The sequence below is a fragment of the Bacillus sp. 103mf genome, from assembly GCF_900116295.1.
Classification (GTDB): Bacteria; Bacillota; Bacilli; order Bacillales; family Bacillaceae_G; genus Bacillus_A; species Bacillus_A bruguierae.
Window position 1 is genome coordinate 152,152 of record NZ_FPAF01000002.1, and the last position, 26,608, is coordinate 178,759.

Annotated in this window: 32 protein-coding genes and 1 riboswitch; of the genes, 13 read left to right on the top strand and 19 right to left on the bottom strand. The window is 34.8% G+C overall.

The window, feature by feature from the left end:
- Window positions 1-66: 66 nt before the first annotated feature.
- Window positions 67-624: a GNAT family N-acetyltransferase gene (locus tag BM350_RS07335; RefSeq protein WP_090915304.1), complete on the top strand. Its 558-nt coding sequence runs from the start codon at window positions 67-69 to the stop codon at window positions 622-624.
- A 65-nt stretch (window positions 625-689) separates the two neighbouring features.
- On the opposite strand, the gene BM350_RS07340 is transcribed toward BM350_RS07335, so the two are convergent.
- Together BM350_RS07340 and BM350_RS26835 are read right to left on the bottom strand one after the other, a co-directional pair.
- Window positions 690-1,289 carry a histidine phosphatase family protein gene (locus BM350_RS07340; RefSeq protein WP_090915592.1) on the bottom strand — a complete coding sequence of 200 codons (600 nt, stop codon included), beginning with the start codon at window positions 1,287-1,289 and terminating at the stop codon, window positions 690-692.
- 369 nt (window positions 1,290-1,658) lie between these two features.
- Complete coding sequence (locus BM350_RS26835; protein ID WP_090915302.1) at window positions 1,659-1,817, bottom strand: hypothetical protein; 159 nt, start codon at window positions 1,815-1,817, stop codon at window positions 1,659-1,661.
- 211 nt (window positions 1,818-2,028) lie between these two features.
- Here BM350_RS26835 and BM350_RS07350 point away from each other — a divergent pair, with 211 nt between their 5' ends.
- The gene (locus tag BM350_RS07350) at window positions 2,029-2,214 is read left to right on the top strand and encodes a YkvS family protein (RefSeq protein ID WP_090915300.1); all 186 of its coding nucleotides are present in this window, start codon (window positions 2,029-2,031) and stop codon (window positions 2,212-2,214) included.
- Window positions 2,215-2,249: 35 nt separating this feature from the next.
- On the opposite strand, the gene queF is transcribed toward BM350_RS07350, so the two are convergent.
- From queF to queC, 4 genes are read right to left on the bottom strand one after another with little or no spacing between them, the layout of a single operon-like run.
- Window positions 2,250-2,747 (bottom strand): preQ(1) synthase, encoded by a 498-nt coding sequence (gene queF, locus BM350_RS07355; protein ID WP_035435424.1) that lies wholly within the window; start codon window positions 2,745-2,747, stop codon window positions 2,250-2,252.
- 18 nt (window positions 2,748-2,765) lie between these two features.
- Window positions 2,766-3,482, bottom strand: a complete 717-nt coding sequence (gene queE / locus BM350_RS07360; protein WP_090915298.1) for a 7-carboxy-7-deazaguanine synthase QueE — start codon at window positions 3,480-3,482, stop codon at window positions 2,766-2,768.
- Window positions 3,475-3,969 (bottom strand): 6-carboxytetrahydropterin synthase QueD, encoded by a 495-nt coding sequence (queD, locus tag BM350_RS07365; protein ID WP_090915295.1) that lies wholly within the window; start codon window positions 3,967-3,969, stop codon window positions 3,475-3,477. The genes queE and queD overlap by 8 nt, the downstream gene beginning before the upstream one ends.
- A complete protein-coding gene (gene queC, locus BM350_RS07370) occupies window positions 3,969-4,631 on the bottom strand; it encodes a 7-cyano-7-deazaguanine synthase QueC (RefSeq protein ID WP_090915293.1) in 663 nt (220 codons plus the stop codon). Before queC ends, queD begins: the two co-directional genes overlap by 1 nt.
- Window positions 4,632-4,727: 96 nt before the next feature.
- Window positions 4,728-4,771: riboswitch (PreQ1 riboswitch) on the bottom strand.
- A gap of 233 nt (window positions 4,772-5,004) precedes the next feature.
- Here queC and BM350_RS07375 point away from each other — a divergent pair.
- The gene (locus tag BM350_RS07375) at window positions 5,005-6,213 is read left to right on the top strand and encodes an ATP-binding protein (RefSeq protein WP_090915590.1); all 1,209 of its coding nucleotides are present in this window, start codon (window positions 5,005-5,007) and stop codon (window positions 6,211-6,213) included.
- Window positions 6,214-6,223: 10 nt separating this feature from the next.
- On the opposite strand, the gene BM350_RS27425 is transcribed toward BM350_RS07375, so the two are convergent.
- The 4 genes from BM350_RS27425 to BM350_RS07395 all read right to left on the bottom strand — a co-directional run bounded on the left by BM350_RS27425 (window position 6,224) and on the right by BM350_RS07395 (window position 9,691).
- Entirely contained in the window at window positions 6,224-6,340 is a 117-nt protein-coding gene (locus tag BM350_RS27425) for a DUF6254 family protein (protein ID WP_090915292.1), read from the bottom strand.
- A 265-nt stretch (window positions 6,341-6,605) separates the two neighbouring features.
- Window positions 6,606-7,139 carry a DinB family protein gene (locus BM350_RS07385; protein WP_090915291.1) on the bottom strand — a complete coding sequence of 178 codons (534 nt, stop codon included), beginning with the start codon at window positions 7,137-7,139 and terminating at the stop codon, window positions 6,606-6,608.
- 142 nt (window positions 7,140-7,281) lie between these two features.
- Window positions 7,282-8,976, bottom strand: coding sequence for a M3 family oligoendopeptidase (locus BM350_RS07390; RefSeq protein ID WP_090915289.1), 1,695 nt, complete (start codon window positions 8,974-8,976; stop codon window positions 7,282-7,284).
- 268 nt (window positions 8,977-9,244) lie between these two features.
- A complete protein-coding gene (locus tag BM350_RS07395; RefSeq protein ID WP_090915287.1) occupies window positions 9,245-9,691 on the bottom strand; it encodes a MarR family winged helix-turn-helix transcriptional regulator in 447 nt (148 codons plus the stop codon).
- Between the two features lie 151 nt (window positions 9,692-9,842).
- Here BM350_RS07395 and BM350_RS07400 point away from each other — a divergent pair, with 151 nt between their 5' ends.
- Window positions 9,843-11,339, top strand: a complete 1,497-nt coding sequence (locus BM350_RS07400) for an ATP-binding protein (protein WP_090915589.1) — start codon at window positions 9,843-9,845, stop codon at window positions 11,337-11,339.
- A 24-nt stretch (window positions 11,340-11,363) separates the two neighbouring features.
- On the opposite strand, the gene BM350_RS07405 is transcribed toward BM350_RS07400, so the two are convergent.
- The gene (locus BM350_RS07405; RefSeq protein ID WP_090915285.1) at window positions 11,364-11,633 is read right to left on the bottom strand and encodes an aspartyl-phosphate phosphatase Spo0E family protein; all 270 of its coding nucleotides are present in this window, start codon (window positions 11,631-11,633) and stop codon (window positions 11,364-11,366) included.
- A gap of 393 nt (window positions 11,634-12,026) precedes the next feature.
- On the opposite strand from BM350_RS07405, the gene BM350_RS07410 reads away from it, so the two are divergent.
- Window positions 12,027-12,800, top strand: a complete 774-nt coding sequence (locus tag BM350_RS07410) for a divergent polysaccharide deacetylase family protein (RefSeq protein ID WP_090915284.1) — start codon at window positions 12,027-12,029, stop codon at window positions 12,798-12,800.
- A 26-nt stretch (window positions 12,801-12,826) separates the two neighbouring features.
- On the opposite strand, the gene cbpA is transcribed toward BM350_RS07410, so the two are convergent.
- The 3 genes from cbpA to BM350_RS27825 all read right to left on the bottom strand — a co-directional run bounded on the left by cbpA (window position 12,827) and on the right by BM350_RS27825 (window position 14,521).
- Complete coding sequence (cbpA, locus tag BM350_RS07415) at window positions 12,827-13,453, bottom strand: cyclic di-AMP binding protein CbpA (RefSeq protein ID WP_090915282.1); 627 nt, start codon at window positions 13,451-13,453, stop codon at window positions 12,827-12,829.
- Window positions 13,454-13,613: 160 nt separating this feature from the next.
- Window positions 13,614-14,243, bottom strand: a complete 630-nt coding sequence (locus tag BM350_RS07420) for a class II aldolase/adducin family protein (RefSeq protein ID WP_090915280.1) — start codon at window positions 14,241-14,243, stop codon at window positions 13,614-13,616.
- Window positions 14,244-14,398: 155 nt separating this feature from the next.
- On the bottom strand, window positions 14,399-14,521 hold the full coding sequence (locus BM350_RS27825; protein WP_268865079.1) for a hypothetical protein: 123 nt from the start codon (window positions 14,519-14,521) through the stop codon (window positions 14,399-14,401).
- A 173-nt stretch (window positions 14,522-14,694) separates the two neighbouring features.
- On the opposite strand from BM350_RS27825, the gene BM350_RS07430 reads away from it, so the two are divergent.
- Window positions 14,695-16,461, top strand: coding sequence for a B12-binding domain-containing radical SAM protein (locus tag BM350_RS07430; protein ID WP_090915276.1), 1,767 nt, complete (start codon window positions 14,695-14,697; stop codon window positions 16,459-16,461).
- A 35-nt stretch (window positions 16,462-16,496) separates the two neighbouring features.
- Here the strand turns inward: BM350_RS07430 and BM350_RS26840 are convergent, their stop codons facing one another.
- On the bottom strand, window positions 16,497-16,649 hold the full coding sequence (locus tag BM350_RS26840; RefSeq protein WP_090915274.1) for a hypothetical protein: 153 nt from the start codon (window positions 16,647-16,649) through the stop codon (window positions 16,497-16,499).
- Between the two features lie 780 nt (window positions 16,650-17,429).
- On the opposite strand from BM350_RS26840, the gene BM350_RS07440 reads away from it, so the two are divergent.
- Entirely contained in the window at window positions 17,430-17,765 is a 336-nt protein-coding gene (locus tag BM350_RS07440) for a DUF3905 domain-containing protein (RefSeq protein ID WP_090915272.1), read from the top strand.
- Between the two features lie 42 nt (window positions 17,766-17,807).
- Here BM350_RS07440 and BM350_RS07445 read toward each other — a convergent pair whose 3' ends face one another.
- From BM350_RS07445 to phaR, 4 genes are all read right to left on the bottom strand, one after another.
- On the bottom strand, window positions 17,808-19,157 hold the full coding sequence (locus BM350_RS07445) for a TrkH family potassium uptake protein (RefSeq protein ID WP_090915270.1): 1,350 nt from the start codon (window positions 19,155-19,157) through the stop codon (window positions 17,808-17,810).
- Between the two features lie 473 nt (window positions 19,158-19,630).
- A complete protein-coding gene (gene phaC, locus BM350_RS07450) occupies window positions 19,631-20,716 on the bottom strand; it encodes a class III poly(R)-hydroxyalkanoic acid synthase subunit PhaC (protein ID WP_090915268.1) in 1,086 nt (361 codons plus the stop codon).
- 82 nt (window positions 20,717-20,798) lie between these two features.
- Entirely contained in the window at window positions 20,799-21,542 is a 744-nt protein-coding gene (phbB, locus tag BM350_RS07455) for an acetoacetyl-CoA reductase (protein WP_090915266.1), read from the bottom strand.
- Window positions 21,543-21,696: 154 nt separating this feature from the next.
- Window positions 21,697-22,164: a polyhydroxyalkanoic acid synthase subunit PhaR gene (phaR, locus tag BM350_RS07460; protein ID WP_090915264.1), complete on the bottom strand. Its 468-nt coding sequence runs from the start codon at window positions 22,162-22,164 to the stop codon at window positions 21,697-21,699.
- A gap of 214 nt (window positions 22,165-22,378) precedes the next feature.
- Here phaR and phaQ point away from each other — a divergent pair, with 214 nt between their 5' ends.
- The 6 genes from phaQ (at window position 22,379) to BM350_RS07490 (ending at window position 26,575) form a co-directional block, all read left to right on the top strand.
- Window positions 22,379-22,828: a poly-beta-hydroxybutyrate-responsive repressor gene (gene phaQ / locus BM350_RS07465; protein WP_090915262.1), complete on the top strand. Its 450-nt coding sequence runs from the start codon at window positions 22,379-22,381 to the stop codon at window positions 22,826-22,828.
- A gap of 43 nt (window positions 22,829-22,871) precedes the next feature.
- Window positions 22,872-23,396 carry a polyhydroxyalkanoic acid inclusion protein PhaP gene (gene phaP / locus BM350_RS07470; protein ID WP_090915260.1) on the top strand — a complete coding sequence of 175 codons (525 nt, stop codon included), beginning with the start codon at window positions 22,872-22,874 and terminating at the stop codon, window positions 23,394-23,396.
- Between the two features lie 101 nt (window positions 23,397-23,497).
- The gene (locus BM350_RS07475) at window positions 23,498-23,941 is read left to right on the top strand and encodes a MaoC family dehydratase (protein ID WP_090915258.1); all 444 of its coding nucleotides are present in this window, start codon (window positions 23,498-23,500) and stop codon (window positions 23,939-23,941) included.
- A gap of 134 nt (window positions 23,942-24,075) precedes the next feature.
- Entirely contained in the window at window positions 24,076-24,261 is a 186-nt protein-coding gene (locus BM350_RS07480) for an alpha/beta-type small acid-soluble spore protein (protein ID WP_090915256.1), read from the top strand.
- A gap of 453 nt (window positions 24,262-24,714) precedes the next feature.
- Complete coding sequence (locus tag BM350_RS07485) at window positions 24,715-25,521, top strand: TerC family protein (RefSeq protein ID WP_090915254.1); 807 nt, start codon at window positions 24,715-24,717, stop codon at window positions 25,519-25,521.
- 214 nt (window positions 25,522-25,735) lie between these two features.
- Window positions 25,736-26,575, top strand: a complete 840-nt coding sequence (locus BM350_RS07490) for a formate/nitrite transporter family protein (RefSeq protein ID WP_090915252.1) — start codon at window positions 25,736-25,738, stop codon at window positions 26,573-26,575.
- The last annotated feature ends 33 nt before the right edge of the window (window positions 26,576-26,608 follow it).

Consider the following 26,608-nt stretch of genomic DNA (forward strand, 5'->3'; position numbering starts at 1 on the left):
ACAGCAAATCATTTCGTATCATGCTAACTCTTATGATACAATAAAATGGACACTAGGAGGGATATCATGATTCGGAAAGCAAAACAAACAGATGCTAACGCAATATCTCCTTTATTGTACAACGCACTGCATGAAATTGCTGAAAAATTAACAGGTAGCACAAATGAAACAGAAGTTCTAGAAGGTTTAGAATATTGGTTTACGAAAAAGCAAAACCGACTCAGTTATGAAAATTGTTTTGTTGAAGAACGAAATGGAAAGGCTGTTGGTATTATTGTAGCCTACCACGGAAGTGTCGCAACTAAACTAGATGCCCCCATTGTGAAACGGTTACGAGACATTAAACAAGATTCTTCTATTATATTAGAAAAAGAAGCAGAAGAAGATGAATATTATATTGATACTCTATCTGTTTCATCTACATATGGCGGACAAGGTATCGGTTCAAATTTAATTCTTGCTGCTGAAACACACGCTCAAGAAGAAGGGCATGACAAAATTTCTTTACTAGTAAACTTAGAAAACAAACCTGCGTTTTCTCTTTATAAAAAACTCGGCTATACACAAGATAACACACTTATGCTTGTGGGCGAACCATATGCTCATTTAGTTAAACATATATAATACAAAGGCACAATTATCAAATAATAATTGTGCCTTTGTATTATATGTATTACACCTATTACACTTTATGTATACGTTACAAACACATTTCCTTCTGTCACTTCACGAAACGTATAAATTGTACACCCCCACGGTTTATTATGAAATAGCAGTGGTCCACGCCATCCCCGCGTACTTAACTCTTTACCAATCATCGCATTAAAATAACTGTGCCCAATAAGCGTAACTCGCTGATATACATTTGCATATCCAACTAACACATCGGCCGCTTGCTTCGCTCTTCTCTGTACTTCTAAGTAAGATTCAACATCCCTCGAATAACCAATCATCCAAAATGCTCGGCTCAAAAACATCCATACTTCCGGCTTACACTTTATCCATTTCGGAACAGGTAAAATAGAAGGAACGGCAGCTTCGCGAAAAAGGGGATTTTGCATAAAAATAACATTGTTAGTCAACATCGTTGCTGATTGAACAGCTTTTTTCTGATCACTCGATACAATAAATTTAGAAGATTCAACCACTTCAATTGCTTCAATTGGAATTTCTATTTCTCTCATAATATCTTCATGCTCGTATCTTTGTAACCATTCTTGAAATTCTTGTACTGTAATCGTTTTCTTTTGAACACTAGAGCTTCCATGACGTATGAAAGAAATTTGCATCTTTCTCACTCTCCGTTCAACATTTTCCTTATATAAATCCATTTTAATTTTTGGCCACCTTTGTCTTGCCTCCTAGGCCCTCATGTCTAAAAACCTTTCCACACAAGAAGGTAAAAAACACCTTATGTGTGAAAGAACCTTAGCCAACAGGCCTAAACGGTCGGCTCTGCTTTTCTTTATGATCCAGCTCCAGCGGCTATGCAGAATACAATAGGACCGCTACTTGCTTTCTCCTTTTATTTTACCTTGCATGTGGCAGAAAAAGGCCCTGACCGCCTCTATGTATAGCCAGATGCTCTCGCTCGCCTAAAAAGAAAGAGGGTTTCTATGTAGATTTTTAAATTTGGATTTATATAGAACACACTTATATTATTCAGCACTTCCATCTTCATGACTAGAAAAAGAAGGAGCGCTATCAACGCCCTCATAGTATATGTATGTTTCATGTTCACGAATCATTTTTAATTTCGTATATGCAAATAGAAACAACACAATAGCTATAAAGCTTCCTACAATCTCAAATACCATATTATCGTCTCCATTTCAGGATGCTCTTATATTCACCTTACAATAAATATGCGATTCTTACTATAAAACAATTGTGAAAAATTAGTATTTTTTTCAAAAAAATATCATGGAAACATTTACAAATGAGAAAATATCGTTCAAAATAAAGGGAAATACAAAAAGAACGAATCTTGTTCTCTTTTTCGTAAAAATGTAACAAGGAGAGTTGCTTATGAAAATCGCAGAAGCTGGAGATATCATTGAATTTAAAAACGGTTTACAAGGGCGCGTTCAAAAAGTAAATAAAAACTCCGTTATCGTTGATATAACAATTATGGATAATTTTAGAGAGCTAGATATGGAACCTCTTACTGTTGTCAATCATAAAAACTATACAATTATTACGCAACATACATAGAATACTAGAAAAGAGGGGGCAAGCCCCCTCTTTTCTTAACGATTATCTACTGTTTCTGGATATAAATCATGATTCATTAAACGATATTCAGCCATTTTTTCATATTTTGTACCTGGACGTCCATAGTTACAATATGGGTCAATAGAAATACCACCGCGTGGTGTAAACTTACCCCATACTTCAATATAACGTGGATCCATTAGCTTAATTAAGTCATTCATAATTACATTCATACAGTCTTCATGGAAATCTCCATGGTTGCGGAAACTAAATAAATATAACTTTAAAGATTTACTCTCTACCATTTTTTGTTCTGGAATATAACTAATATAAATTGTCGCAAAATCTGGTTGGCCTGTTTTTGGGCATAAACTTGTAAACTCTGGACAATTAAATTTTACAAAATAATCACGATTCGGATGATTATTATCAAACGTCTCTAAAATTTCTGGGCTATATTCAAATAAATATTTTGTATTTTGATTTCCTAGTAATGTTACATCTTTTAAATCTTCATCTTTTCTTCCAGTCATCTAAAAATCTCCCTTCACTTATACACCGCGTTTATTCCCCCACACTAAAGCGTGGAGCTGCGGTAATACTTTTGCATCATTCATTTCCTTACATTGCACAGCTTTATCAATAAGCCACTCATATTTCATAAGAAGACGCTGAATTAACGAAGCATCATCCGTCGTCTTCGTATCATCATTTCCAACTTGTAAGAAAAACGGAACGTGTGGATAACGTTCATGCACTTCTTTTGCATATACAAAATCTTGATCATCAAATACAACCACTTTTAAGCTAAACTCTTTTCCGTCTAACTTATCAATGATTGAATCTAACATAACAAAATTCGTTGTCATCTTTGAACTCGGCGGCTTCGGCGAGATTGTCACCTCATCTATATGAAGCAACCAATCTTGCCATTTACTTCCTTGCGTTTCAATTGCTGTACGAATTCCGTTCTTTTTTAATAAAGAAATCAATTCTCCTAAATGCTTCAACAGCGCAGGGTTCCCACCTGAAATCGTTACATGTGAGAAATTTTCACCGCCAATTTGGACAAGCTCAGAAAAAATTTCTTTCGGCGACATTTGACGAATTTGCTCTTTCGCAGAACCGTCCCATGTAAATGCAGAATCACACCATGCACAACTATAATCACAACCTGCTGTGCGAACAAACATTGTTTTTTGGCCAACTACCATTCCTTCTCCTTGAATTGTCGGTCCAAAAATTTCTAACACAGGAATGTTACTCACCCATCATCCACTCCCGTCTTACTTCTGCATAGCTTGTTGGTGTTTCAAATAAGCGCACAAATTCCACACGTGCCCCTTTATATTCATTTTGTCGATCACCTTTTGTTAGTGCCTCTTCCATTTTCTCAAAAATCCATACAACCATATTTTCAGCAGTTGTATTCATAGCTGGAAGTGTTTCATTTAAGTAACGATGATCTAAATATATTTCAATTTCATTTTTCCAAATTTCTTTTATATCACCAAAATCAATCGCTAGGCCAATTTCATTCACATAACCACTAATTCCAAAAATTACTTTATACGTATGGCCATGAAGATTTTTACATTTCCCTTCATAACAGTGCAGGTGATGTGCAGCATCAAACGTAAATTCTTTACTAACCATCACACGCTTATTATGATACTTTAGTTGCTTACGCTCAATGTCTTGATCTATTTTTTGCAAATTTTCAACAATGCGAAATCCAAAAAAGTCTTGTGTCATTATGCTTTCGCTCCTTCACGCTCTTGTACATATTTATCAAGTCCTGCTTTACGAAGCTGACACGCTGGACATTCACCGCAACCATCACCAATAATTCCGTTATAACAAGTTAACGTCTTTTCACGGACAAATTCGAATGCCCCAAGTTCGTCTGCTAATTTCCACGTTTCCGCTTTATCAATCCACATAAGTGGTGTATGAATAACGAATGGATAATCCATCGATAAATTTAGTGTAACGTTTAACGATTTCACAAATACATCACGACAATCTGGATAGCCGCTAAAGTCTGTTTCACACACACCGGTTACAATATGACGTGCCCCCACTTGTTTAGCTAACACAGCTGCAAACGATAAAAACAATAAATTACGTCCATCAACAAATGTCGACGGCAACTCACCATCTTCATGTGTAATTTCCATATCTGTACGCGTTAACGCATTAGGAGCCAGCTGATTTAACAAGCTCATATCAAGTACAGTATGCTTCACACCTAATTCTTTTGTAATTTCTGCCGCACAGTCAATTTCGAGCTTATGACGTTGATTATAATTAAACGTCACTGTTTCTACTTCTTCAAACTGTTCAAGTGCCCAAAATAAACATGTTGTACTATCTTGACCACCACTAAAAACAACAACTGCTTTTTCCTTTTTCATTTCACTCATTCTCCTCTTTTTTCGATTCGAAGAAGAAAGAGCGTTCTTGAACTGTCATACTAAAAAAAACAAAACAATATCAAAAAGGACATTGTTCTCTTCTTAGTTTTTTATAGAGGGAGTTCGCGAACCTCTCCCATGCTATGCATGGATTGTCTTCTTTAACTTTCATCTTACATTGTAACATACCAAGTATATGAGTGAAAAACGTCTATTTTTTCTGTTTTTTCTAAAAATAATATTTCATTTTCTTCCATATTAATAGTATGATAATTTTATATACCAAACCTTTATTTTTCGCTACAAGGAGGTTTTAAAGCTGAAGCTTTTTATTATGTACCTCTTCTTAAATATATTATTTATTCTAGTTACAATGTTGATTTATCATTTATTTTGGAGCGAAAAAGGAAATCGTTCTCCAAAGCTTAATTCGTTTGTATTTATTCTCTCTTGCAGCATTACCGCTATTGTCTGTATGTCGTTTGCCGCAAAAGTTGATTACGGTTTTCAATTTGACTTACGACATATTGTGCTCATTGTCGGAACATTATCTGGAGGACCAGTAGCAGGTGGTGCAATTTTAGGTGTTATGAACCTTTATCGTTTTTTTATTGGCGGAGGCGGCCTCATACCTTCTTTTATTGCATCTCTCACTTTGTACATTTTTCTCATTACAACATACAAAATATATATAAAAGGGAAAATCAAAACAAAAATGTATTTAGCTTTTTTTTACAGCCTAATATACGGCATTGGTTGGATTCCCTATTTTTTATCTATCGTTCCAAATCCAAAGGACTATACATCTTATATCGTTACATATGAGTTATGCACAATTATAGGAACAATTTTAATTTTATACTTACTGGACGTATTACAATCACAAGTCCGTCTTGCAAAAGAACTTGTGAACGCCGAAAAATTTCAACTTATCGGTGAGATGGCTGCTTCTATTTCACATGAAATTCGAAACCCTCTTACATCAACAAGGGGATTTCTTCAATTGCTACAATCAAAAAACTATTCAGAACAAGAACAACTGTTATATTTAGATATTGCTATGCGTGGTGTTGATCAAGCAAATCATGTATTAACAGACTACTTAACATTCGCAAAACCAAGTATTGAAAAAGTACAAATATTACAGTTAGAGGAAGAGTTGCTCCATGCACTTACGCTCATGACACCATTAGCAAACCTTTCTAACGTTCGTATTCATTATACGAAACAAAGTAAAACATTTTATATAATAGGAGAAAAACAAAAGCTCAACCAATGTCTTTTAAACATTCTAAAAAACTGTATTGAAGCAATGCCAAACGGCGGGGATCTTACATTTACCTTAACACCTGCTAATAAACACATCCAATTACATATTCAAGATACCGGAATCGGTATGAGCAATGAACAAATAAAACGCCTTGGTTCCCCTTTTTACTCCACAAAAGAGAAGGGAACAGGCCTTGGAATGATGGTTGTCTTTAGTGTTATAAAAGCAATGAATGGAAAAATTGACATTTCTAGCAAAAGGAACATCGGAACAACTTTTCTTCTTACATTTCCCTTAGCGAAAAAAACGTAATGCAACTGCATTACGTTTTTTTCGTTTCATCCACAAGTTCTGCAAAAGTCTTCACTTTCCCATGCGGCTGCTGATGTTCTTTTCGTGCCTTCCATTGTCGTTCTTGCTCCCGTTTTTTATTTCCCATTATTTCAACTCCTTGTAAGATGTCCTTATATATGTTCCAACATATGAAGTAAGAATATACATATACTGAGTGGTGTAAAAAAACCATAAAAAATCCATCAGCTAGTAAATCAACTGATGGACATTTTACTTTATCCCGCTATTCGTGGGCAGTATGACCCTCACCAATATTCAGAGAGAAACAAAGAAGATAGGTGAGGATAACTGCCCGTAAATGCCCGATTGGTTCTACTAACCATCAGAACACCACTGATGGAAGTTTCACTTTATCTTTGCAAAATTGCATGTTTTGCTTCTTTTAGCTGTGTCAGATGACGCTGTTCATGTAAGTCTAAGAATTGTACCCACTGATATAAATTAAGCTCATCAAATATAGGATGTTTGAGCGATTTTTCAAATAGTTCTTTTTCATTTACAATACTATGCAGAACATGTAAAAGCTTTTCTCTTGAACTTTGCAGCAATTGCAGCATTTGTGCTTTTTTCATTAATGTCTCTGTTGGTTGCATTTGTTGAGGGGCTTCTCTCTTTCTTGTTCGATCGAGTGTAGCTTGAAGGTCTTTTGGTGGAACAACTTTTCTTTCAGTTTTATGAAGCGCATATACTATAGCAGATGTAACAGATTGTTCAACAAGATGAAGATGATGTAACACTTGCATAATGCTCCATTTATCACGGCGCGGCTTCGTATTAATTTCTGTATCTGTTAACATTTCAATTTCTGATAAAAGCATCTGTCTCGTAGATGCCATTCCATGTAGCAACGTTTCCATATTCATATTTGCATAAGATTGCATCATATTTCTCCCCCCTTATTTGGTTAAAAAGAGGCGCTTCTTTTCAAGAAACACCTCTTCGTTTAATTATTCTAAATTTTCTTTTATTATCTCATTTTTCCCAATAATTGTCGATTGTAAATCCATAAAAAATAATGAATATTTTTTACAATTTTGTGTCATCTACTCCGTTCAACCAAGCATGAATCTCATCGATTACACCTTTCACACACCCATCAGCAAATGGTGATGTCAAATTTGCTACTTCAACTAATTGTAAAAATGATTTACTGCCGCCTTGACGGCAAAGATGAACATAATCTTCCCATGCCTCTTGACGATTCTCTCTAGAACGTTTCCAAAATTGGAATGCACAAATTTGTGCTAACGTATAGTCAATATAATAAAATGGTGAGTTATAAATATGTGCTTGGCGTTGCCAAAAGCCACCGCGCTCTAAATAATCATTTTCTTCATAATCACGATGTGGTAAATATTTTCTTTCAATGTTACGCCACGCTGCTTTTCGCTCAGCTGGTGATGCTTCTGGATGTTCATATACAAAATGCTGGAATTCATCAACAGATACACCATATGGTAAAAATAGCAATGCTGAACTTAAATGTGAGAAATAATATTTTTCTACATCTTCTTCAAAGAATAATTTCATCCATGGCCATGTGAAAAATTCCATACTCATAGAATGAATTTCACACGCCTCATATGTCGGCCAGTTATATTCTGGAATTTCATAGTGGCGGCTTTCATATACTTGGAAAGCATGTCCTGCTTCATGTGTTAACACATCAATGTCACCAGACGTTCCATTAAAATTTGAGAAAATAAACGGTGCTTTATAGTTTTCAATATATGTACAATAGCCTCCGCCAGCTTTTCCTTTTTTAGCAACAAGATCTAGTAAATTATTTTCTAACATAAAATTAAAAAATGTATTTGTTTCTTCTGACAGTTCTCTATACATCGTTTTGCCATGATTCACAATCCAATCTGCATCACCTTTTGGCACTGCATTACCAGATGGATATTCAAAGTTCTCATCATAATAAGCAAGCTTCTCTACTCCAATACGAGCCTGTTGCTTTTGTCTAAGTTCAGTTGCAACGGGAACAATATAATCAAGTACTTGTTTGCGAAAATTCGCAACCATCTCTGCATTGTAGTCTGTACGATACATTCTTGCATATCCAAGCTCAACAAAATTATTAAAACCAAGTTTCTTCGCAATTGTCGTTCTTACTTTTACAAGTTCATCATAAATACGGTCTAATTCTTCTTCATGCTCTGCTAAAAATCCATAATATGCTTCACTTGCTTGTTTACGCATATTACGATCTCTGTTCTCCATAAACGGAGCAAGTTGTGAAAGCGTTCGTTCTTCTCCTTCAAATGAAATTTTAGCTGCTGCTAATAACTGTGTGTACCCAGAAGACAACTTGTTTTCTAACTGCAAATCTGCTACTACTTCATCAGAGTATGTTTTCATTTCAGCCTCTGCAAGTGCAAATAACTGTATACCATAATATTCTTCTAACTGTTTTCGAAATGGAGATTGTGTTAATGCCTCGTAATATTTTGTCACATAGCCTTTCACAATTGGTGAATATTCATCAAAGAAATCTTGCTCTTCTTTATAGAATTCATCCGTTGTATCTACACTATGACGAATATAACATATGTTATACATAGTGCTAAAATCATTACGAATTGCATTAATCTGTGCAATTATTTCTTTTTGTTCTTCCACTGTTTTAGCATTCTTAAACTGCTGTAAAGTCTCTGTAAACCTGTTCTTCACTTCATCCATATTTGGACGCTTGTATTCATAATTTTCAAACGACATAGAAATAACCCCTTTCTTTTCTAAAAAACATCCACTTACTATAATTCCATATATTTCGTAAATTCCCTTTATTCTCTCTAAATCTTAAGATATAGAAATCCTTTTTGATTTTTCTACATATAAGTTGCTGCTATGCATGACCAAATACTTTCCCCCAACTAGAGAGGCGATTTTATGTCATTTTTTCAATTTGTACCTATATAGAGGTCTTACTGCCCACGAATAGCGGGATAAATAAAAAACTTTGAAATACATTCAAAGTTTTTTATTATTTCTCATATTTCCCTATCTTTTTTAACAACATTAATAGTTGATCCTTTTCATCCTTTGTTAGCATGTGAAATGATTCATGGATGACTTGCTCATGGTTTGGAAAAATACTCGAAATTAATTGTATTCCTAGTTCTGTTAAATGAGCATAAATTACACGACGGTCATTATGGCAAGGTTTTCGCTCAACAAGTCCCTTTTTCTCTAATTTATCAACAACATATGTAATACTACCGCTTGCAATTAAAATTCTTTCCCCAATTTGCTGTAATGGTTGAGTTCCCTTATGGTATAACAGTTCTAGTACAGCAAATTCGGTTGGATTTAATCCATTGCTTTGAATAGACTTATTGGCAATATCCATAACAGAGCGTTGTACACGTGATAAAGCAATAAATACTTTTAACGATTTAGAAACATCTTCTCCTTCATACTGAGATGTCATAACACTTCCATCCTTTACTAAATTTCTTTTCAAATAAAAATCATAAAAAATACTGTCATGCTTCAACATATTACAACAAAAAACAATAAAAACACTACACATTTGAGAATGTTTATATATAATGAAAATAAAAACAAAAGGAGCAGCAATTTTGAACGTAAAACTACGTAACACATTTTTATATATTTTACTTGTTATATTGCCAACCCTTTGTATTAGCTCTATCTTGTTTTTACACCAAAAATATACAATGGAAAAAGAAAATAAACAAGCAGCTCATACAGTCGTATTTTTATATAGAGACTACTTAGATCGTTATCTAGGAGAAGCAACATCTGCATTAGAAATGCTTGCGATGGTTATTAGCGCAAAATCGCAAAATGATAATGAAATACAACAAGTTCTCCATAGTACAGACGAAAACGACGAACGCTTTTCTGGCCTGTATTATGCAAATACAGATCTTAAAGTTACATTATCATCATTGGGATTAAAAAATTCTATCGATATTACTGATCGTTCTTATGCAAAAGAAACTTTAAAAAATAAACAGACGACGGTTTCATCTGCAATTACAGATCGTGCTTCTGGACATAAAGTGATTGTGATTGCTACTCCTGTTTTCAATAAAAATAAAGATGTTTCCGGACTACTATTAGCAACCCTACGATCTGACTACATTGCAACGTCTTTAAATGCAATTAAACCAAAATATCACTTTGAAGTATTGGATAAGTATGGAATTACATTTTTACACGATAATAATCCTAAATTCGCCCCCAAAAACACACAACAAATTACTATTCCATTAACAAGATTACCGTGGAGCGTTTCTATTTATCCATTACCTATTCAACAAAACGTTTTATATCGTAACGTCTTTATGGGCTGTTTAATAATATTGTTTCTTATGAATATTTTATTTTTAGTTATAAAATACATTCTTCTAAAAAGGCAAACAAAATTGGAAAGAAAACAAAATGAAGTACAAAAACTAGAATTAGTTGGTTCCTTCGCTGCAAGTACAGCTCATGAAATCCGTAATCCTCTTACAGGCATTAAAGGACTTGTTACTCTTTTAAAAGAAACACACACAAATGAAAAAGATCAATTTTATTTTTCTGTTATTGAACAAGAAATCGAAAGGATTAACGAAATTGTCAGTGAATTCCTTATCCTTGGAAAACCAACTGCTATTATTGAAAAAACATACGATTTAAGGGACATTGTAAAAGCAGTTTCATTAATTATTCAATCCGAGGCAAATTTACATAACGTACAACTTTACATACATATGTCTGAAAATCCACTTCCTATTCGCTGTTCAAGCGATCATATTAAACAAGTTATTTTAAATATTACAAAAAATGCTTTTGAAGCAATGTCATCAGATGATACATTGACTATTACAGTCGAAGCAAATGAAAGTATGGCACAATTACAGATTATAGACACAGGAAAAGGAATTCCGAAACATATCCAAAAACGTATTTTTCATCCATTTTTCACAAACAAAGATACAGGAACGGGACTAGGACTTGTCGTATGCAAAAGAATTATTGAAATGTATAATGGTCAAATTACAATTGAAAGTACAGAAAATATAGGAACAACAGTATGCATTATACTCCCGCTCCATTCACAGTAATCATCCCATTTTCATACGGGATGATTACTTCATAAATGTCGTCCAAAACGCATTCGCTTTCTCATTGTGTGTCACTTTAAAGAATGATGTTTTTATCATGAAAAACCATTTCGACACCCTGTTCTCTTTGTAACTTTGATATTTCACAATAAGCTTATCCAATTCTTGACTTACTTGAATTGTCTCCAAGCTATTAAATCCACTTGTAAGCCCTAAATGGATCATTTCTTCGCGCTTCACATGAATATCATACAAAAGCTTGTCCATTGTAGATTTCCTTTTTGCTACAAACATGCGTATCCCCCTCGATATCCTTTCATAATCTGTATTTCATTCCTATTAAATACGAACGTTCAGAAAATCAAACATTTTCTCCCTATAATTTACAAATCTTTATCCTCACCTTGAGAATTATTACAAATTATTCTATCTTTGTAAATACATTCGCAATAATAGACATTTTTTTTGTTTTATTTTAACAAAAAGTCCAATCAAACAGAGAATTTCCGTTTTTTCACAATTTTACTTTCGACATTTTGTGCGTTTAAATTCATTCAAAACGTAAACGATAACAGTAGATTATCATTTATCCCATACTAACGAACCCGATTGGTTCAATTAATCGTCAGTGGATGAAAACCCCATCTATTTATGGATGCTTTGTATTATATGAAGGGAGAATTTTACATGCGAAAATATATGATTATCTTTTTCCTTACCGCACTACTGCCAATCGTAACTTTTTCTGTACCAGCCTATGCTCACACAAATAAAGTAGCGATTGTCATTGATGACTTTGGAAATAATATGAAAGGAACGGAAAAAATGTTATCACTGCCTATCCCATTAACTGTTGCAGTTATGCCATTTCTTCCATCTACAAAACAAGACGCAACGTCAGCTCATCAAAAAGGACACGAAATTATTATTCATATGCCAATGGAACCCGTAAAAGGAAAAAAAGAGTGGCTTGGACCAAAAGCTATTACAACTGATTTAAGTGATGATGAAATTAGAAGTCGTATCAAACAAGCAATTAAAGAAGTTCCGTTTGCAATTGGAATGAATAATCATATGGGTTCAAAAGTAACTGCTGATGAAAGAGTAATGCGCATTATACTATCAGTTTGTAAAGAACATGGTCTCTTTTATTTAGATAGTAAAACAAGCCCGAACAGCGTTGTAAAAAAAGTTGGCGAAGAGATTGGTGTACCTATTGTAGAAAACAGACTATTTTTTGACGATATATATACTTCAACTCACGTAACAAAACAAGCAAATATTCTCTTGCAAAAAGTAAAAACTGAACCTATTATGATAGCTATTGGTCACGTTGGTCCTCCAGGTGAAATTACATCTTCTGTCATTAGATCTTATATTCCTAAAATTCAAGAAAAAGCTGATTTTATCTTTTTATCTGATCTTGTATCCCCACCTCCACCTGTTTCTTCACAAAAATAGAGAGAGGCTTCTGCCTCTCTCTACTTTTAAATACGGTCTACATGACTAACTCGAAAACCTTTTTTCTCTAGTTTCGCCACTAACCTTTCTAACTCTTTTTGATTCAAATCATCTGCAATATTAACAATAAGACGTCTAATATATTGATCACCATTATCTAATGTAAATAATCCACCGATATTATACAACTTTAATAATGTGCCAAGCTCTTTAATTATTCCTTTCGACTCATGCTTCGCTAATGTTAATATATACCCACCGGTATTCATTCCAAATGAGTCTTCAATCACATCAAAAATATTAGAATGTGTTAAAATACCTATAAATTCATGATAATCATTTAGTACAGATAAAAATGGTAGTCTGCGAATTGTATAAAAAGCTCTAAAGAAAGAATCACGTTCAAAAATAAATGCCTGCTCATTTTTCATTAGCTCAAAAACACTTTCTTTTCTTTCTTCTTGCCCCTTACATTTATTCTCTAACACATCCACTTTATAAATAATACCTTTAAATGCTTTACCGTCCTCCGCTAAAACAGGAATCGCTCTGTATCCACTTCGTTCCATTATCTCTAAAGCTTGCTCCGCATCTTCATTTTCGAAGCAAGTTACAACTTGTTGCCTTGAAAGAAAATGATATTTAACTCGCAAAATACGTTCCTCCCCACATGACGACATGTAATCTATATATAATAAGGAGAGCCATATTTTATGAGTAAAACTTCAGGGATAAAACGCTTTCATTTTTTAATATTACTTCCTACCTAATCCTAATTCTCTTTAGGTACTTCTACCTAAAGAGGCCTTTCAATTACATCACCGAACTTTTTGTCCCTTTAATCATTAACAGTTTTACATGGTAGTTCATTAAGTACTCTAATCCCTCTAACCATTTTTTCGTTTCTTCTGGCGTTGTTCCCCATACAATTAATCCATAATTGTGAACAAGTACTGCTCCACCACCTTTAGTAAAGCAAGGCACACTCTCTTCTAACAAATTTGCAAATTTACTTTCATTTTCTACAATTGGAATTGTAATACCTGTAATGCCTTCTTTCCCAAAAACACGTTCTACATTCCTCTGTTCAAATGTTACTTCCCCTTCTTTTCCATATAACTCCGACATTAAGTGACTATCAACTGTTTGTACTTGTAAAATACATTCCGCCTGACTTTTTTTATAAATATCTGCGTGCATAAATGATTCAGAAGCCGGTTTCTCATCAATCGCAAATACTGGTTCACACGTACTGTTAACTACAATAAAATCATCTTCCACAAAGAGGCCTTTATCTTTTCCCTCTATATTAACTAAAAATGTAAGCGGATCTTTAGACGTACGTATCGATAAACTAATTTTTGTCCCATAAAACCAATCGCGAAGAGCCAATTCCATCTTAATATCCCGTAATTCTTTCCATTTCTTTAAAAACAATAACACATTGTCACCCCCGTATTGTTATCTTCTATTTTTATGTAAAAGGCAGTATTTTTAGATAATTCGAAAAATTTAATTGAATTATCACATGAGAACACCTTTTTGTCAATACGCTTTCGCCATGTTCCCTAAACTTTATCCAAATAAAAAGAGCCCTATTATAGAGCTCTTTTATTTATCATAATTTGCAGCATAGCATTCTTCTCTTGTTCATTAATAATGCGTAATTTCCGCAGTATATATGCATATAAAATGATCTTCTCATGCACTCTTTTCTTCACCTCTACTCCCTTCTTTCCTTTAACCAACTTTTTTTCTATTGGTAAATTATATGAGCAGTAAGAGAAAAAGTGTCCTTTTTTTTGTAAATTCAACTTCTTGTGAATGTTGTTTTTTTCCATATATATGCCTATACTAAACAATGTAATTTTAAATTAAAGTTGAGGGTTAAAATATGAACATTATTATTAGTACGTTAAACGCAAAGTACATCCATACAAACCTAGCAATTCGTTATATTAAGGCATATGCCCAGCCAGAATTTGATCTCGAGATGGCTGAATATACGATTAACGATCCTGCCATGAATATTGTTACGGATTTACATAGGCGCAAGCCGGATGTAATAGGATTTAGCTGTTATATTTGGAACATCGAAGAAACAATTGAAGTCATTCAAATGCTTAAAAAGATTAATCCAAATCTTATTATTTTTGTTGGTGGTCCAGAAGTTACATACGATGTGCCACATTGGCTAAAACGTGTTCCTGAAATTGATTTTATTATTATCGGTGAAGGAGAAATGGCTGTAAAAAATCTTCTATTTGAAATACAAAGCACACAGCAATTTGAAAATCTTGACGGTATTGGATTTAGAAAAGATGATGGTACCTATGTAATCAAACCACAACGTGAAAAACTAAATTTAAAAGAATTACCATCTCCATATCGTTTCCCAGAAGATATTCCACATTTAAGTAAACGCATTACCTATATCGAGACGAGCCGTGGTTGTCCGTTTAGCTGTCAATTTTGTTTATCTTCTATTGAGGTCGGCGTCCGTTACTTCGATCGTGAACGTATTAAAGAAGATATTCGCTATTTAATGCAAAATGGTGCACGTATTATTAAATTCGTCGATCGTACTTTTAACATTAGCCGTAGCTACGCAATGGAAATGTTTCAATTTTTAATTGACGAACACGTAGATGGAACCGTATTTCAATTTGAAATCACAGCTGATATTATGAGGCCCGAGGTCATTGAATTTTTAAATACACACGCTCCCCCAGGTTTGTTCCGCTTTGAGATCGGTGTACAATCTACAAATGATCAAACGAACGACCTTGTAAAACGACGTCAAAACTTTGAGAAATTGACAAGAACCGTTACAATGGTTCGCGATGGACAGAAAATCGATCAACATTTAGATTTAATTGCCGGACTTCCTGAAGAAGACTATCAATCCTTCCGAAAAACATTTAATGATGTCTTTGCATTAAGACCAGAAGAATTACAACTTGGCTTTTTAAAATTGCTGCGTGGTACAGGGCTTCGACTTCGCGCAAATGATCATCAATATATATACATGGAGAATGCACCGTATGAAATGCTTGGAAATAATGTACTATCATTCGATGATATTATTCGAATTAAACAAGTTGAAGATGTATTAGAAAAATATTGGAATGCCCATCGTATGGACAACACTGTGTCATATATCGTATCCCATGTATTTGATACACCTTTTGACTTCTTTCAAGAATTTGGCTCTTACTGGGATACACAAGGGTGGATACGAATTGGACACCAACTAGAAGATTTATTCCAACGCCTGTATCAGTTTTTACAATCAAGAAAAACTGCAAAACTCCATATAATTAAAGGGTTAATGACAATTGATTATTTACAAAATCATAAATATCGCCCACGTAAATCATGGACAACAGAACAAAGGAAGAAAGAAGAAGTAAATGCCTACTATAAAAGAATTTTAGAACAACCAAGTATTCTAGGAGATAAATTTGCTGTTCTTCAATTGATGGAAAAAGACTTGTATAAACACACGATTGTAGAGCATATACCATTTGATTACCACCATTACATGAAGCATGGTGAAATGATTTCAAACCCTTCTTTCGTTGTTGCCTACTACAATCCGAAAACGACACAATGTGAATTATACGCAGCTAGTGTCAGCGCATTATCAACATTAAAATAAACAGTCAGAAAAAATGAGACGTTTGTAAAAACGCCTCATTTTTTCTGACCTTTTTTTGAATTACGATTTGCATATTTTGCAACATCTTCATTTTCGTACTCTACTGCAAATTCCGCATCTGGCAAGCTTTCTTTTGGAGTTTGATTGTTCTTTGCAGCTGCGTTACGACTCACCTTTCGTTTTACCATACGAAACACTCCTTACTTCTTTATATAAAGTGAACTTTCCAGTAGTGGAGGTTTCACTTATTTCCTTCGCTTTCTCTTTTTGTTTTAAACCTTGCATGTGACAGAAAAAGTCCCTGACTACTTCTATACATAGCCGGCCCTATCTAAAGAGAAAGAGGATTTTATATAATGCTTGTAATACTAATATGGACATCAAGACCCCACTCTATAAATGGTAACTGTTAACAAGTTGTGAATACGCAATGTGAGGAAATGCTATAAAGTGAAACTTTAATCAGTGGGGGTTTTCTTCATCACCCACTGATTATCAGCCCTCACCAATCGGGCGCATGCCAGCTGTTTATCTCCCACCTAACTTCTTAAGAAAAGCGGAAGTGGCTCGTTCAGAATGTGAGAGGGATGGAGCTTCTGACGTAGAGGTTTTTTTACCTCGTAGGAAGAAGCGAAGCCATCGAACATTCTAGCCACTGGAGCTGGACAATGCTTTCGCTGCATTTTGAGGTGGGAGTATTACTGCTCAAAAATAGCGGGATAAAACAGGAAGGTCTATACACCTTTCTATATAAATACAAGTTGAAAACCTGACATAAAACACCTTTTTTTTAGATGGGCGAGATCATCTGGCCGTGATAGAAGCGGTCAGGTCCTGTTTTTTCCACGTGCTATGTTTAAAACAAAAGGACAAAGCGAGTACAAATGAGGCTATATTCTGCATGGCTGCCTTATATGTCGAAAAATTAAAATGGGTTTAGATACTTTAATAAACAAGGAGCGATGAATGTGAAGAAAAAGCAACCTATCGACTCTCCGATTCTTGATGAAACAATTCCGCATCAAATGAATTTCCCTTCGTTTAAAGGAACTGGCATCACAATGCAACAACCATTCATCAATGAATATGACGTGATTATTGGCGATAGCCAATATAACTCAGAAAATAGCCCTCTAAATCATTGGAACGATGATATCGATCCTGCTATTATGTCTGGAAACCAATGGGTACATCCAACTAATGATATCGGTTGGATTGCTGAAGAAAACCAAGAGTTACTATCCAAAAATAATAGTGATGCAGAAGATATTTTTATGCATCCACAGTTTGGTATTAATGATTAATATAGAAAAGCGATTCTATTTTACAAAATAGAATCGCTTTTCTTATCCAATAATAATCCGCTCTTTCGGATATTTATATCGAGGAGGTCTCTCTCTTCCCCCAATCACCAATATGAACGTTAAAATACCAATCCGCCCGATAAACATAAGCACAATTAATACTAACTTTCCAATTGTTGTGAGTTCTGATGTAATCCCCGTCGATAATCCAGTCGTTCCAAACGCTGAACACACTTCTACGACGAGGTTCATTAATGGAAATGATTCCGTTATACATAAAATAAATATTGCTACCGCACATAACAAAGCACCCATCAATGCAACAACAAACGATTTTACAATATCTTCTTCATGTAATTGTCTCCCGAATACACGTACACTTCTACTACCTTTTGCAAAGTTATACAATACGAGGATACTAACAGCAAATGTTGTTGTACGAATACCACCGCCAACAGAACTTGGCGAAGCGCCAATAAACATTAATATACTCATAAAGAAAAGTGTCGGAGGCGAAAATTCCTGAATATCCATCGTTGCTAAACCGCCACTTCTTGTCGTAACAGATTGAAACAATGTATAAAACAGCATTTCACCCCATGATTTCCCATGTAAAAAATGATCCCATTCTAACAAAAAAATAACGACTGTTCCAACAATAACTAAAGAAAAGAACGTTGTCGTTGTAAGTTTTGTAAATAATGAAAATCGAAATAATTTCTCTCTCTTTCTACTCATATATTGCTTAATCTCAATTAATACAGGAAAACCAATTGCACCTAAAATAATGAGAAACATATGTATAATTTGTACAATATAATCTTTTTGATACGGTATAAGCGATTGGCCCGTCAAATCAAATCCACCATTCGTTGTCGCACTAACTGCTGCAAAAAAACCATGAAAATACGCTTCCTTCCAGCTAGGAAAGTAATGTAAAAATCTTGTCCCTAATAAAAGTGCACCAAGCAATTCAATCGAAACAATCAATATTAAAATAGAGCGCATTAAATGAACAAGTCCTGCTAAATTCCCTTGATTTTGATCTGCCATAATTAATCGCCGCTGCTGCAAACCTATTTTCTTCCCTGTAATCATCCAAACAAACGTGCCAAGTGCCATAATGCCAAGTCCGCCTAATTGTAAAACAAGTGCTAATATAACGATACCTGCTGTATTAAATGTATCTGGAATCGACACGGTAGATAAACCGGTTACACTTACTGCACTAACAGATATAAATAAAGCATCAATAAACGTCCACTTCACTCCTGGTTTAATAACAAATGGCATGCTTAATAATAAAACAGATACAATCACAGCAATGCCATAAAATACAGCAATGAGCTGTACTGGCCTTAAACGTTGTAACCATTTTCTAATAGCTTTCATTCCATCACTTCTTTAACTTTTTTTGCTTAAAATACTTTAAAATCCGAACTACTACCAATAACGAGCACATCACATATCATATCATTTTCCAACATTTCATAACAAGGTATAGACTTTAATGTTTAAGCAGTGACTACGCTGACATGCCCAACATACTCTGTAACAGTTGCAAGCTCCCACTGATTATCAACCCTCACCAATCGGGCGCATGCCAGCAGTTTATCCCCCACCTAACTTCTTAAGAAAAGCGGAAGTGACTCGTTCAGAATGTGAGGGGGATGGAGCTTCTGACGTAGAGGGGGTTTTTTACCTCGTAGGAAGAAGCGAAGCTACCGAACATTCTAGCCACTGGAGCTGGACAATGCTTTCGCTGAATTTTGAGGTGGGAGTATTACTGCCCAAAACTAGCGGGATAAAAAAATCCAGCTAGTTTTCACTAACTGGATAACTTCCTTTTCTCTCACTATCAATCCCTAGTTGGAACGTTCTTCAAGCCAATTGCCGACTGTTGGATATGTTTGTTTTACCGCTGTTCCTCCATACACAATTGACATATGCCCCGTTGGAATACATACATACTGCTTATCAACGCTAGAAATATGATCTAATAAAGCTTCCACTTGGCATGGAAGGGCAATATGATCACGTTTCGCAGAAATATTTAATACATTTGCCTTAATATTTTCCAACTTCACCTGCCTGCCGCGAATCATAAGTTCACCTTTAACTAGTTTATTTTTTTGATAAAATTCCCGAATCCATTGACGGTATGCTTCTCCTGGAAAAGGGATCCCATCTGCAACCCATTTTTGAACTAATCTCCAACTTTCTACAAACTGTTCATTTTCTGAACGATCAAGAAGCGCTACATACGGACCGACAAAATTCGAAATCGGCTTTAACATTTTATTTCCAAAGTCAATCATTTCTGGAGGTATATTTCCAAATGTATCCACTGCTTTATCTAAGTTAAAATATTTTTCATCTAATAGCGGTCCATATAACCCTGTATCAGAGAAATCAAATGGACTCGTCATAAAAATTAAATTACGAATTGGCATATGCGGGTGCAGTGCAGCGTAAATAGAAGTTAATGTTCCTCCCATGCAATAACCAAGCAAAGAAATTTCTTCCGCATTTGCTGTACGCAATACCTTTTTCACAGCTTTTGCAATGTAATCGAGAACAAAATCATCAAATTTCAAATGACTATCTTCTAAACCAAACGTTCCCCAATCTAGCATATACACATCAAAACCACGGTCCACTAAATATTCCACTAAACTATTCCCTGGTGTTAAATCCATAATATAAGGCTTATTAATAAGAGCATAAATTAACAAAATAGGAACAGAATGTGTCTTTTCTTTCTTTGGAATGTAACGATATAATTTCGTCTTATTTTTCGTCCAAATAACCTCTTTTGGCGTTAAGCCCACTTGCGGCTCTGGTTCACGAAGTAACACTTCACTTGCTCGTCTAAAGCGGTGATATGCTTTTCGATATTCCTCTGGATACAACTCTAATTGTTTTTCCCATTCTGCTCTGAGCATTGTCATGTTCGCAACTCCTTTATTTTTATTTTTTTTAGAAAGAAAGAAGTGCATACCTATCATAGACATGCACTTCTTTGTTGTTAGATTACATATATAAACCGCCATTAATATTTAATTGCTGACCTGTAATGTACGCACCATCTCGGCAAAGGTATATAACACCTTTTGCAATTTCATCAGCTTGTCCAAAACGTTTCTTCGGAATTTTAGCTACAATTTGTTCACGAACGTTTTCCGGAACTTCTGCTACCATCTCTGTATCAATAAAGCCTGGGCAAATCGCATTTACTGTTACATTTGTTCTTGCAAGTTCCAATGCTAAAGATTTTGTAAATCCAATCATACCAGCTTTTGCAGCTGAATAATTCGTCTGTCCAAATCCACCAGCTTGTCCAATAATAGAAGAGATACTAATAATTCGCCCTTCTTCCGCTTCCGTTATGTATGGAAGTGCAGCACTTGTTGTATTAAATACGCTACTTAAATTCACATCGATAACACGATCCCAATCTTCACGATTTAGCTTTTTAAATGTACGATCTCTTGTGATTCCAGCATTATTAACTAAAATGTCTATTTTCCCAAAATGCTGTACTGTTTCTTCTACAAGGCGCTTTGCATCTTCTAACTTAGAAACATCTGCTTGACAAGCATACACATCATGTCCTTCTTTTGCGAGCTCATTCACAAGGTTTTCAGCAGCATCTTTACTGCTATTGTAGTTAATCACTACTTTTGCACCTTCTGCCGCTAGTGCCACTGTAATTGCTTTTCCAATCCCCTTTGCTCCACCAGTTACAATTGCTACTTTTCCATGTAATTGAGCCATTTTTGCTCCCCCTTTGTTATAATTCGCGGCTACATGATGGATGGATTTCGCCTAGATGTACACCGCACAATGCATGTATACATTTATAAATAATATATCGCCCTAGAAAGAGGTTCTCCCTTCCGCTTTCGGAACGAATATATATTTAACGAAATTATTTTTTATTATCTGGTTTCGCTTGTACTGCTGGCACTTGTAGTTTTTCTAATATTCCATTTTGCCCTTCTAATAGCTCTAAAATTTTATCCAATTTATTTTCTAACGTCCGAATATCTTGTTTCACTTTTGTTACATCACGTTTTATTGTAGGTGATTGTCCAAGAGATTCTGTATTTTCCTCCAAAAACTCTTCAATATTGTCAACTTTGTTTTCTAAATTAATAACAAGAGTGGCAACTCGTGCAATATCTTCTTGCGTTGGGATATTCACTTTCTCTAAATATCCCTTCGTTGCATCGTTCATCATCTTTTGATAAAACAAGTTCAAATCTAAAACGCTTCCCATCCATGCAGAATACTCTTCTGTCTTGATTGTTTCACCAAGCGTTTTTCCCCAAAACTTTTCTGTCTGTTCGTAAACTTCCTTCCAAGCTTGTAGTGGATCGAGTTTTTGTTCAATCACTTCTCCTACACTCCTTCATTTAGTTATTAAAACTAGAAAAACAATTGAAATAATTCAATCTATTCATTATTTTCCAATATTCTGACTAAAAGTTCAAGGGTGTATTTATTTTTTCTATTTTCGAAAAATTCATTGACAAAAAATACAGATAGGTGTAAATTGCACATATAAGAAAAAATTCCCAACTAACTGATTCATGAGGTGATGCACAATCATGCTACAAAATGAACCAGAAAAAAAAGAAAGTTTGGAAACGCCCCAAACGAAACAACCAAACTCCATGCCAAAAAACTTCTTAGTTCCATTTCTACTTCTCTGTCTTAAAGACTGGAGTCTTCACGGTTACAAACTCATTCAAATGCTAATGGATATTGGCTTTTCTTCTATTGATCAAGGTAATGTATATAGGACTTTGCGAAAGTTAGAAAAAGAAAACCTCATATCTTCCACTTGGGATACAAGTGAAGGAGGTCCAGCAAAACGAATTTATTCTTTAACGGAATATGGAGAGGAATATTTATCTTCTTGCGCTACTTCATTTGAGCAATATCAAAAGATGCTTCGTACATTTTTTAACCTATACACAAATGCATTCTTCCCATTTTCCACGGTTTCAGTAAAGGATGAAAAATCTTCATCATCTTCTGGTGATACAGCAGATTAATCTGCGTTCACAATATGTAAAAATTTTATTTGGAGGTCAAGTCATGGAAACGAAACCACACGAACTTGTTGATGTATTCTGGAAAAATTGGTCACACTCTCTATCCTTTTTCTCTTCAGCTGGAAAACAAATGGAACAACTTACATTAGAAACATTGAAACATCAACAGGAAGCTTGGCATAAATTAACAGAAAGTACGAAAGTAATCGAAAAAGAAATCCAGCAATTTTCAGCACAAGCAAATGAACAATATACTGAATACGTAAAGCAATTTACTGGAAATTCCTTCAATGAACAAATGGATGGATGGCAAGAAAAATGGAATGAACTTTCCAATCATATGCAGCAAATCACTGTATCTCCAACAAAAACATCTCTATCTTTACTTTCACAAACAAGCGAACAATTCGAAGAAGCAGTGAAACAACTAATTAGCCAGCAACAACAACAACGTGAAGAGGTTCAAAAACAAATGGAAAGTTTTTTAGAAGAATTCAAATCCATGCAACTAGACCTCGTAAAAAAGTTCGAGGAAAACTCAAAAAATCTATTTACTTCCATGAAGTAAGAAAGATGTGGCAACTGACTGCAAAAGATACTCTTTCCTTTCTTTCTCCATTTGCATCAATATGGCTCACATTTTTCAACATGGAAAAGAAGGAGGAAGCAATGAATCCTTTTCGAGAAGCAGAATCGGTTCATGAGCTTTATTATGATGACATTCACATAGGGGATCAAGCTTCTTTAACAAAAACGATTTCAAACGAAGATATTGTTACGTTTGCAAAACTTACGGGCGATGTAAATCCAATTCATCTACTTGATTCTTTTGCCAAAACAACGATGTTTAAAGAACGTATTGCTCATGGTATGCTCGTCTCTAGCTTTATTTCAACAATACTTGGAACAAAGCTTCCTGGAAAAAACACCATTTATTTATCACAAAATATCGCATTCCGTGCCCCTGTAAAAATCGGAGATACACTGCGTGTTGTCGCTGAAGTCATTGAAAAACGTGATGATAAAAGAATTATTACATTACAAACAAACATATATAATCAATACAATAAAGTTGTTGTAGAAGGTACAGCAACTGTTATGAAAAAAGAGTAGCGCTGCTACTCTTTTTCATTTCATCCAAGAACTGTTAGTCTGCCCGATTACTTCCGCGTATGAGTGAAAATCAAACACATACAATAATATCATCAGCTGTTATAAGCTGAAAATGAAAAAAGGGGTATTATACTATGGCAAAAACAAATAAACTACTTGTTCCTGGTGCTGAACAAGCATTAGAGCAGTTTAAGTATGAAATTGCACAAGAATTTGGCGTGAATTTAGGATCTAATACAGCTGCTCGTTCAAACGGATCTGTCGGCGGTGAAGTAACAAAACGTCTCGTTTCCCTTGCACAGCAACAATTACGTGGATAATAAATAAAATAAACAATGGATTTGAGGCAGATATTCTCTGCCTCTTTACTATTCTAATTTTAAGCAGAACAAGCACACTACTCATGAACATTTCTCTCTCCTCATAGAAAGTGTAAAAAAACAAAATATTCACGCAGAAACCTTTTAACAGGTTGACAAACTTTAGTATTACTTATATACTTTACGTAATAGCATATTTCCAAAGGGGAGTAGCGTCAGAGAAAATATTCTCTGAAACAAAGTCGTCATTACGTGGAACTATGTTCCTCCGGCTTTGTTGGCATATTTTTATTACATATGTCTAGCAAGACCTTTGCCTATTAACGGCAGAGGTCTTTTTTGCATTCATTTCTAAATTCCTCCGCCGTTGATAGAGCTTATTTTGGGGAAGCTAAACAATGGGGAATTTTCTTCTTTTTGTTTAGCGCTTATACAAACGAGAGGAGAATGTAAATGGAACTATCTTTATTATTGGAGTATGGTTGGGTATTACTTATTTTAGTCGCTTTGGAAGGAATTTTAGCAGCAGATAATGCACTTGTCCTTGCGATCATGGTAAAACACTTACCAGAGGAAAAACGTAAGAAAGCTTTATTCTACGGACTTGCAGGAGCATTTGTATTCCGTTTTGGATCATTGTTTCTGATTTCATATCTTGTCGATGTATGGCAAGTACAAGCGCTCGGTGCCGTTTATTTACTGTTTATCGCTGGTAACCACCTTGTAAAAACGTATGTAAAAAAGAATACAACTCACCAAGAAACAGAGAAAAAAGAAACAAAGAAAAAACAAGAAAACTTTTGGTGGACTGTATTGAAAGTAGAATTTGCTGATATCGCATTTGCTGTTGACTCTATTTTAGCAGCTGTTGCATTAGCAATGACATTACCGAAGACAAACCTTGGTACAATTGGCGAACTTGATATCGGACAGTTTGCTGTTATTTTCGCAGGCGGTATGATTGGATTAATTATTATGCGCTTTGCCGCATCCGCTTTCGTAAACTTACTGCAACGTAAACCTGGATTAGAAACTGCTGCATTCATGATTGTCGGCTGGGTTGGTGTGAAATTAGCGGTTTATACGTTAGCTCACCCTGCATTAGGCGTAATTCCACATGAATTCCCAGAATCAACTACTTGGAAATTGATATTCTGGGTTGTATTGCTGTCAATTGGTGCAGGTGGTTGGTTCTTATCAAAAGAAACAAAGCCAAACGCACAACAAGATTCGAAACAATATAACGAAAGAGCGCTGTAATTTCAGCGCTTTTTCTTTTTTCTTCAAAAATAGGTGGGGTTTCTCAATTATTGAAAATGTATTATATTATATAACATATTGTTAGCGCTTTCAATGAAAATGGTGTCCTTTTTGTGAAATATTGAACAAACTTATTGAAAGTAACAACAAATACGTGTACCTTATTCATATAAAGAGTATTTATAATCGATTTATTGAAGGAGCGTAATGTTTTATGCTAGAACAAGGAGTAGATTACCTAGTACAGCTCGCAAAGAAAAAGAAAAAAATATTAGATAACAATCCAATGCAATATTTCCTTCGGGCAGCGCTAGCTGGTATCTATATGGGTTTTGTTATTGTACTATGTTCTAAATTAGGAAATTTCTTTCATGATGCACATTCACCCGCAACATATTTTGCATTCTCTATCTTTTTTGGAATTGCACTTATTTTAATTATATTTGGTGGAGCTGAATTATTTACAGGAAATACAATGTATTTCACAGTTGCAACTTTACGTAAAGAAACAACTGTTATCGATACACTTCGCAACTGGGGTGCTTGTTATGTAGGAAACTTAGTAGGAGCAGTATTTTTCGCATTCCTCTTTTATGCAACTGGTATTTTTGAAACAATAAGTCACAATCACTTATTAAATGAAGTTGCCACAACAAAGATGGGCGCATCAACAATGCACATATTTTTCAAAGCTATTTTATGTAACTGGCTCGTTTGCCTTGCATGTTTCCTTCCATCTCAAGTAAAGGGAGATACAGCTAAAATACTTATGATATTTTTAACTGTATTTACTTTCTTCATGTCAGGATATGAACATAGCATCGCAAATCTATCCATATTTTCAATTGCTTTACTTGTTCCACATCCTGATACAGTTTCTTTTGCGGGTGCGATTCATAACTTAATTCCAGCTACAATCGGTAACATAGTTGGCGGATCCGTATTTGTTGGTATGGTTTATCATTATTTGACTAAAACAAAAGGTGAAACAAAATCAGAAATCGATTCTGAACAAACTGAAGAAATTATTCCATTGCCAGCACATGTAAAATAAAGTGAAACTTCCTCTTGTGAGATGCTTTTCCTC

Excerpts from the sequence above, each read along its gene's own strand:
- BM350_RS07335 (WP_090915304.1), top strand. The coding sequence starts at position 67 with ATGATTCGGAAAGCAAAACAAACAGATGCTAACGCAATATCTCCTTTA.
- BM350_RS07340 (WP_090915592.1), bottom strand. The coding sequence starts at position 1,289 with ATGCAAATTTCTTTCATACGTCATGGAAGCTCTAGTGTTCAAAAGAAA.
- BM350_RS26835 (WP_090915302.1), bottom strand. The coding sequence starts at position 1,817 with ATGGTATTTGAGATTGTAGGAAGCTTTATAGCTATTGTGTTGTTTCTA.
- BM350_RS07350 (WP_090915300.1), top strand. The coding sequence starts at position 2,029 with ATGAAAATCGCAGAAGCTGGAGATATCATTGAATTTAAAAACGGTTTA.
- queF (WP_035435424.1), bottom strand. The coding sequence starts at position 2,747 with ATGACTGGAAGAAAAGATGAAGATTTAAAAGATGTAACATTACTAGGA.
- queD (WP_090915295.1), bottom strand. The coding sequence starts at position 3,969 with ATGACACAAGACTTTTTTGGATTTCGCATTGTTGAAAATTTGCAAAAA.
- queC (WP_090915293.1), bottom strand. The coding sequence starts at position 4,631 with ATGAAAAAGGAAAAAGCAGTTGTTGTTTTTAGTGGTGGTCAAGATAGT.
- BM350_RS07375 (WP_090915590.1), top strand. The coding sequence starts at position 5,005 with ATGTTGATTTATCATTTATTTTGGAGCGAAAAAGGAAATCGTTCTCCA.
- BM350_RS27425 (WP_090915292.1), bottom strand. The coding sequence starts at position 6,340 with ATGGGAAATAAAAAACGGGAGCAAGAACGACAATGGAAGGCACGAAAA.
- BM350_RS07385 (WP_090915291.1), bottom strand. The coding sequence starts at position 7,139 with ATGATGCAATCTTATGCAAATATGAATATGGAAACGTTGCTACATGGA.
- BM350_RS07390 (WP_090915289.1), bottom strand. The coding sequence starts at position 8,976 with ATGTCGTTTGAAAATTATGAATACAAGCGTCCAAATATGGATGAAGTG.
- BM350_RS07395 (WP_090915287.1), bottom strand. The coding sequence starts at position 9,691 with ATGACATCTCAGTATGAAGGAGAAGATGTTTCTAAATCGTTAAAAGTA.
- BM350_RS07405 (WP_090915285.1), bottom strand. The coding sequence starts at position 11,633 with ATGTTTGTAGCAAAAAGGAAATCTACAATGGACAAGCTTTTGTATGAT.
- BM350_RS07410 (WP_090915284.1), top strand. The coding sequence starts at position 12,027 with ATGCGAAAATATATGATTATCTTTTTCCTTACCGCACTACTGCCAATC.
- BM350_RS07430 (WP_090915276.1), top strand. The coding sequence starts at position 14,695 with ATGAACATTATTATTAGTACGTTAAACGCAAAGTACATCCATACAAAC.
- BM350_RS26840 (WP_090915274.1), bottom strand. The coding sequence starts at position 16,649 with ATGGTAAAACGAAAGGTGAGTCGTAACGCAGCTGCAAAGAACAATCAA.
- BM350_RS07445 (WP_090915270.1), bottom strand. The coding sequence starts at position 19,157 with ATGAAAGCTATTAGAAAATGGTTACAACGTTTAAGGCCAGTACAGCTC.
- phaC (WP_090915268.1), bottom strand. The coding sequence starts at position 20,716 with ATGACAATGCTCAGAGCAGAATGGGAAAAACAATTAGAGTTGTATCCA.
- phbB (WP_090915266.1), bottom strand. The coding sequence starts at position 21,542 with ATGGCTCAATTACATGGAAAAGTAGCAATTGTAACTGGTGGAGCAAAG.
- phaQ (WP_090915262.1), top strand. The coding sequence starts at position 22,379 with ATGCTACAAAATGAACCAGAAAAAAAAGAAAGTTTGGAAACGCCCCAA.
- phaP (WP_090915260.1), top strand. The coding sequence starts at position 22,872 with ATGGAAACGAAACCACACGAACTTGTTGATGTATTCTGGAAAAATTGG.
- BM350_RS07475 (WP_090915258.1), top strand. The coding sequence starts at position 23,498 with ATGAATCCTTTTCGAGAAGCAGAATCGGTTCATGAGCTTTATTATGAT.
- BM350_RS07480 (WP_090915256.1), top strand. The coding sequence starts at position 24,076 with ATGGCAAAAACAAATAAACTACTTGTTCCTGGTGCTGAACAAGCATTA.
- BM350_RS07485 (WP_090915254.1), top strand. The coding sequence starts at position 24,715 with ATGGAACTATCTTTATTATTGGAGTATGGTTGGGTATTACTTATTTTA.
- BM350_RS07490 (WP_090915252.1), top strand. The coding sequence starts at position 25,736 with ATGCTAGAACAAGGAGTAGATTACCTAGTACAGCTCGCAAAGAAAAAG.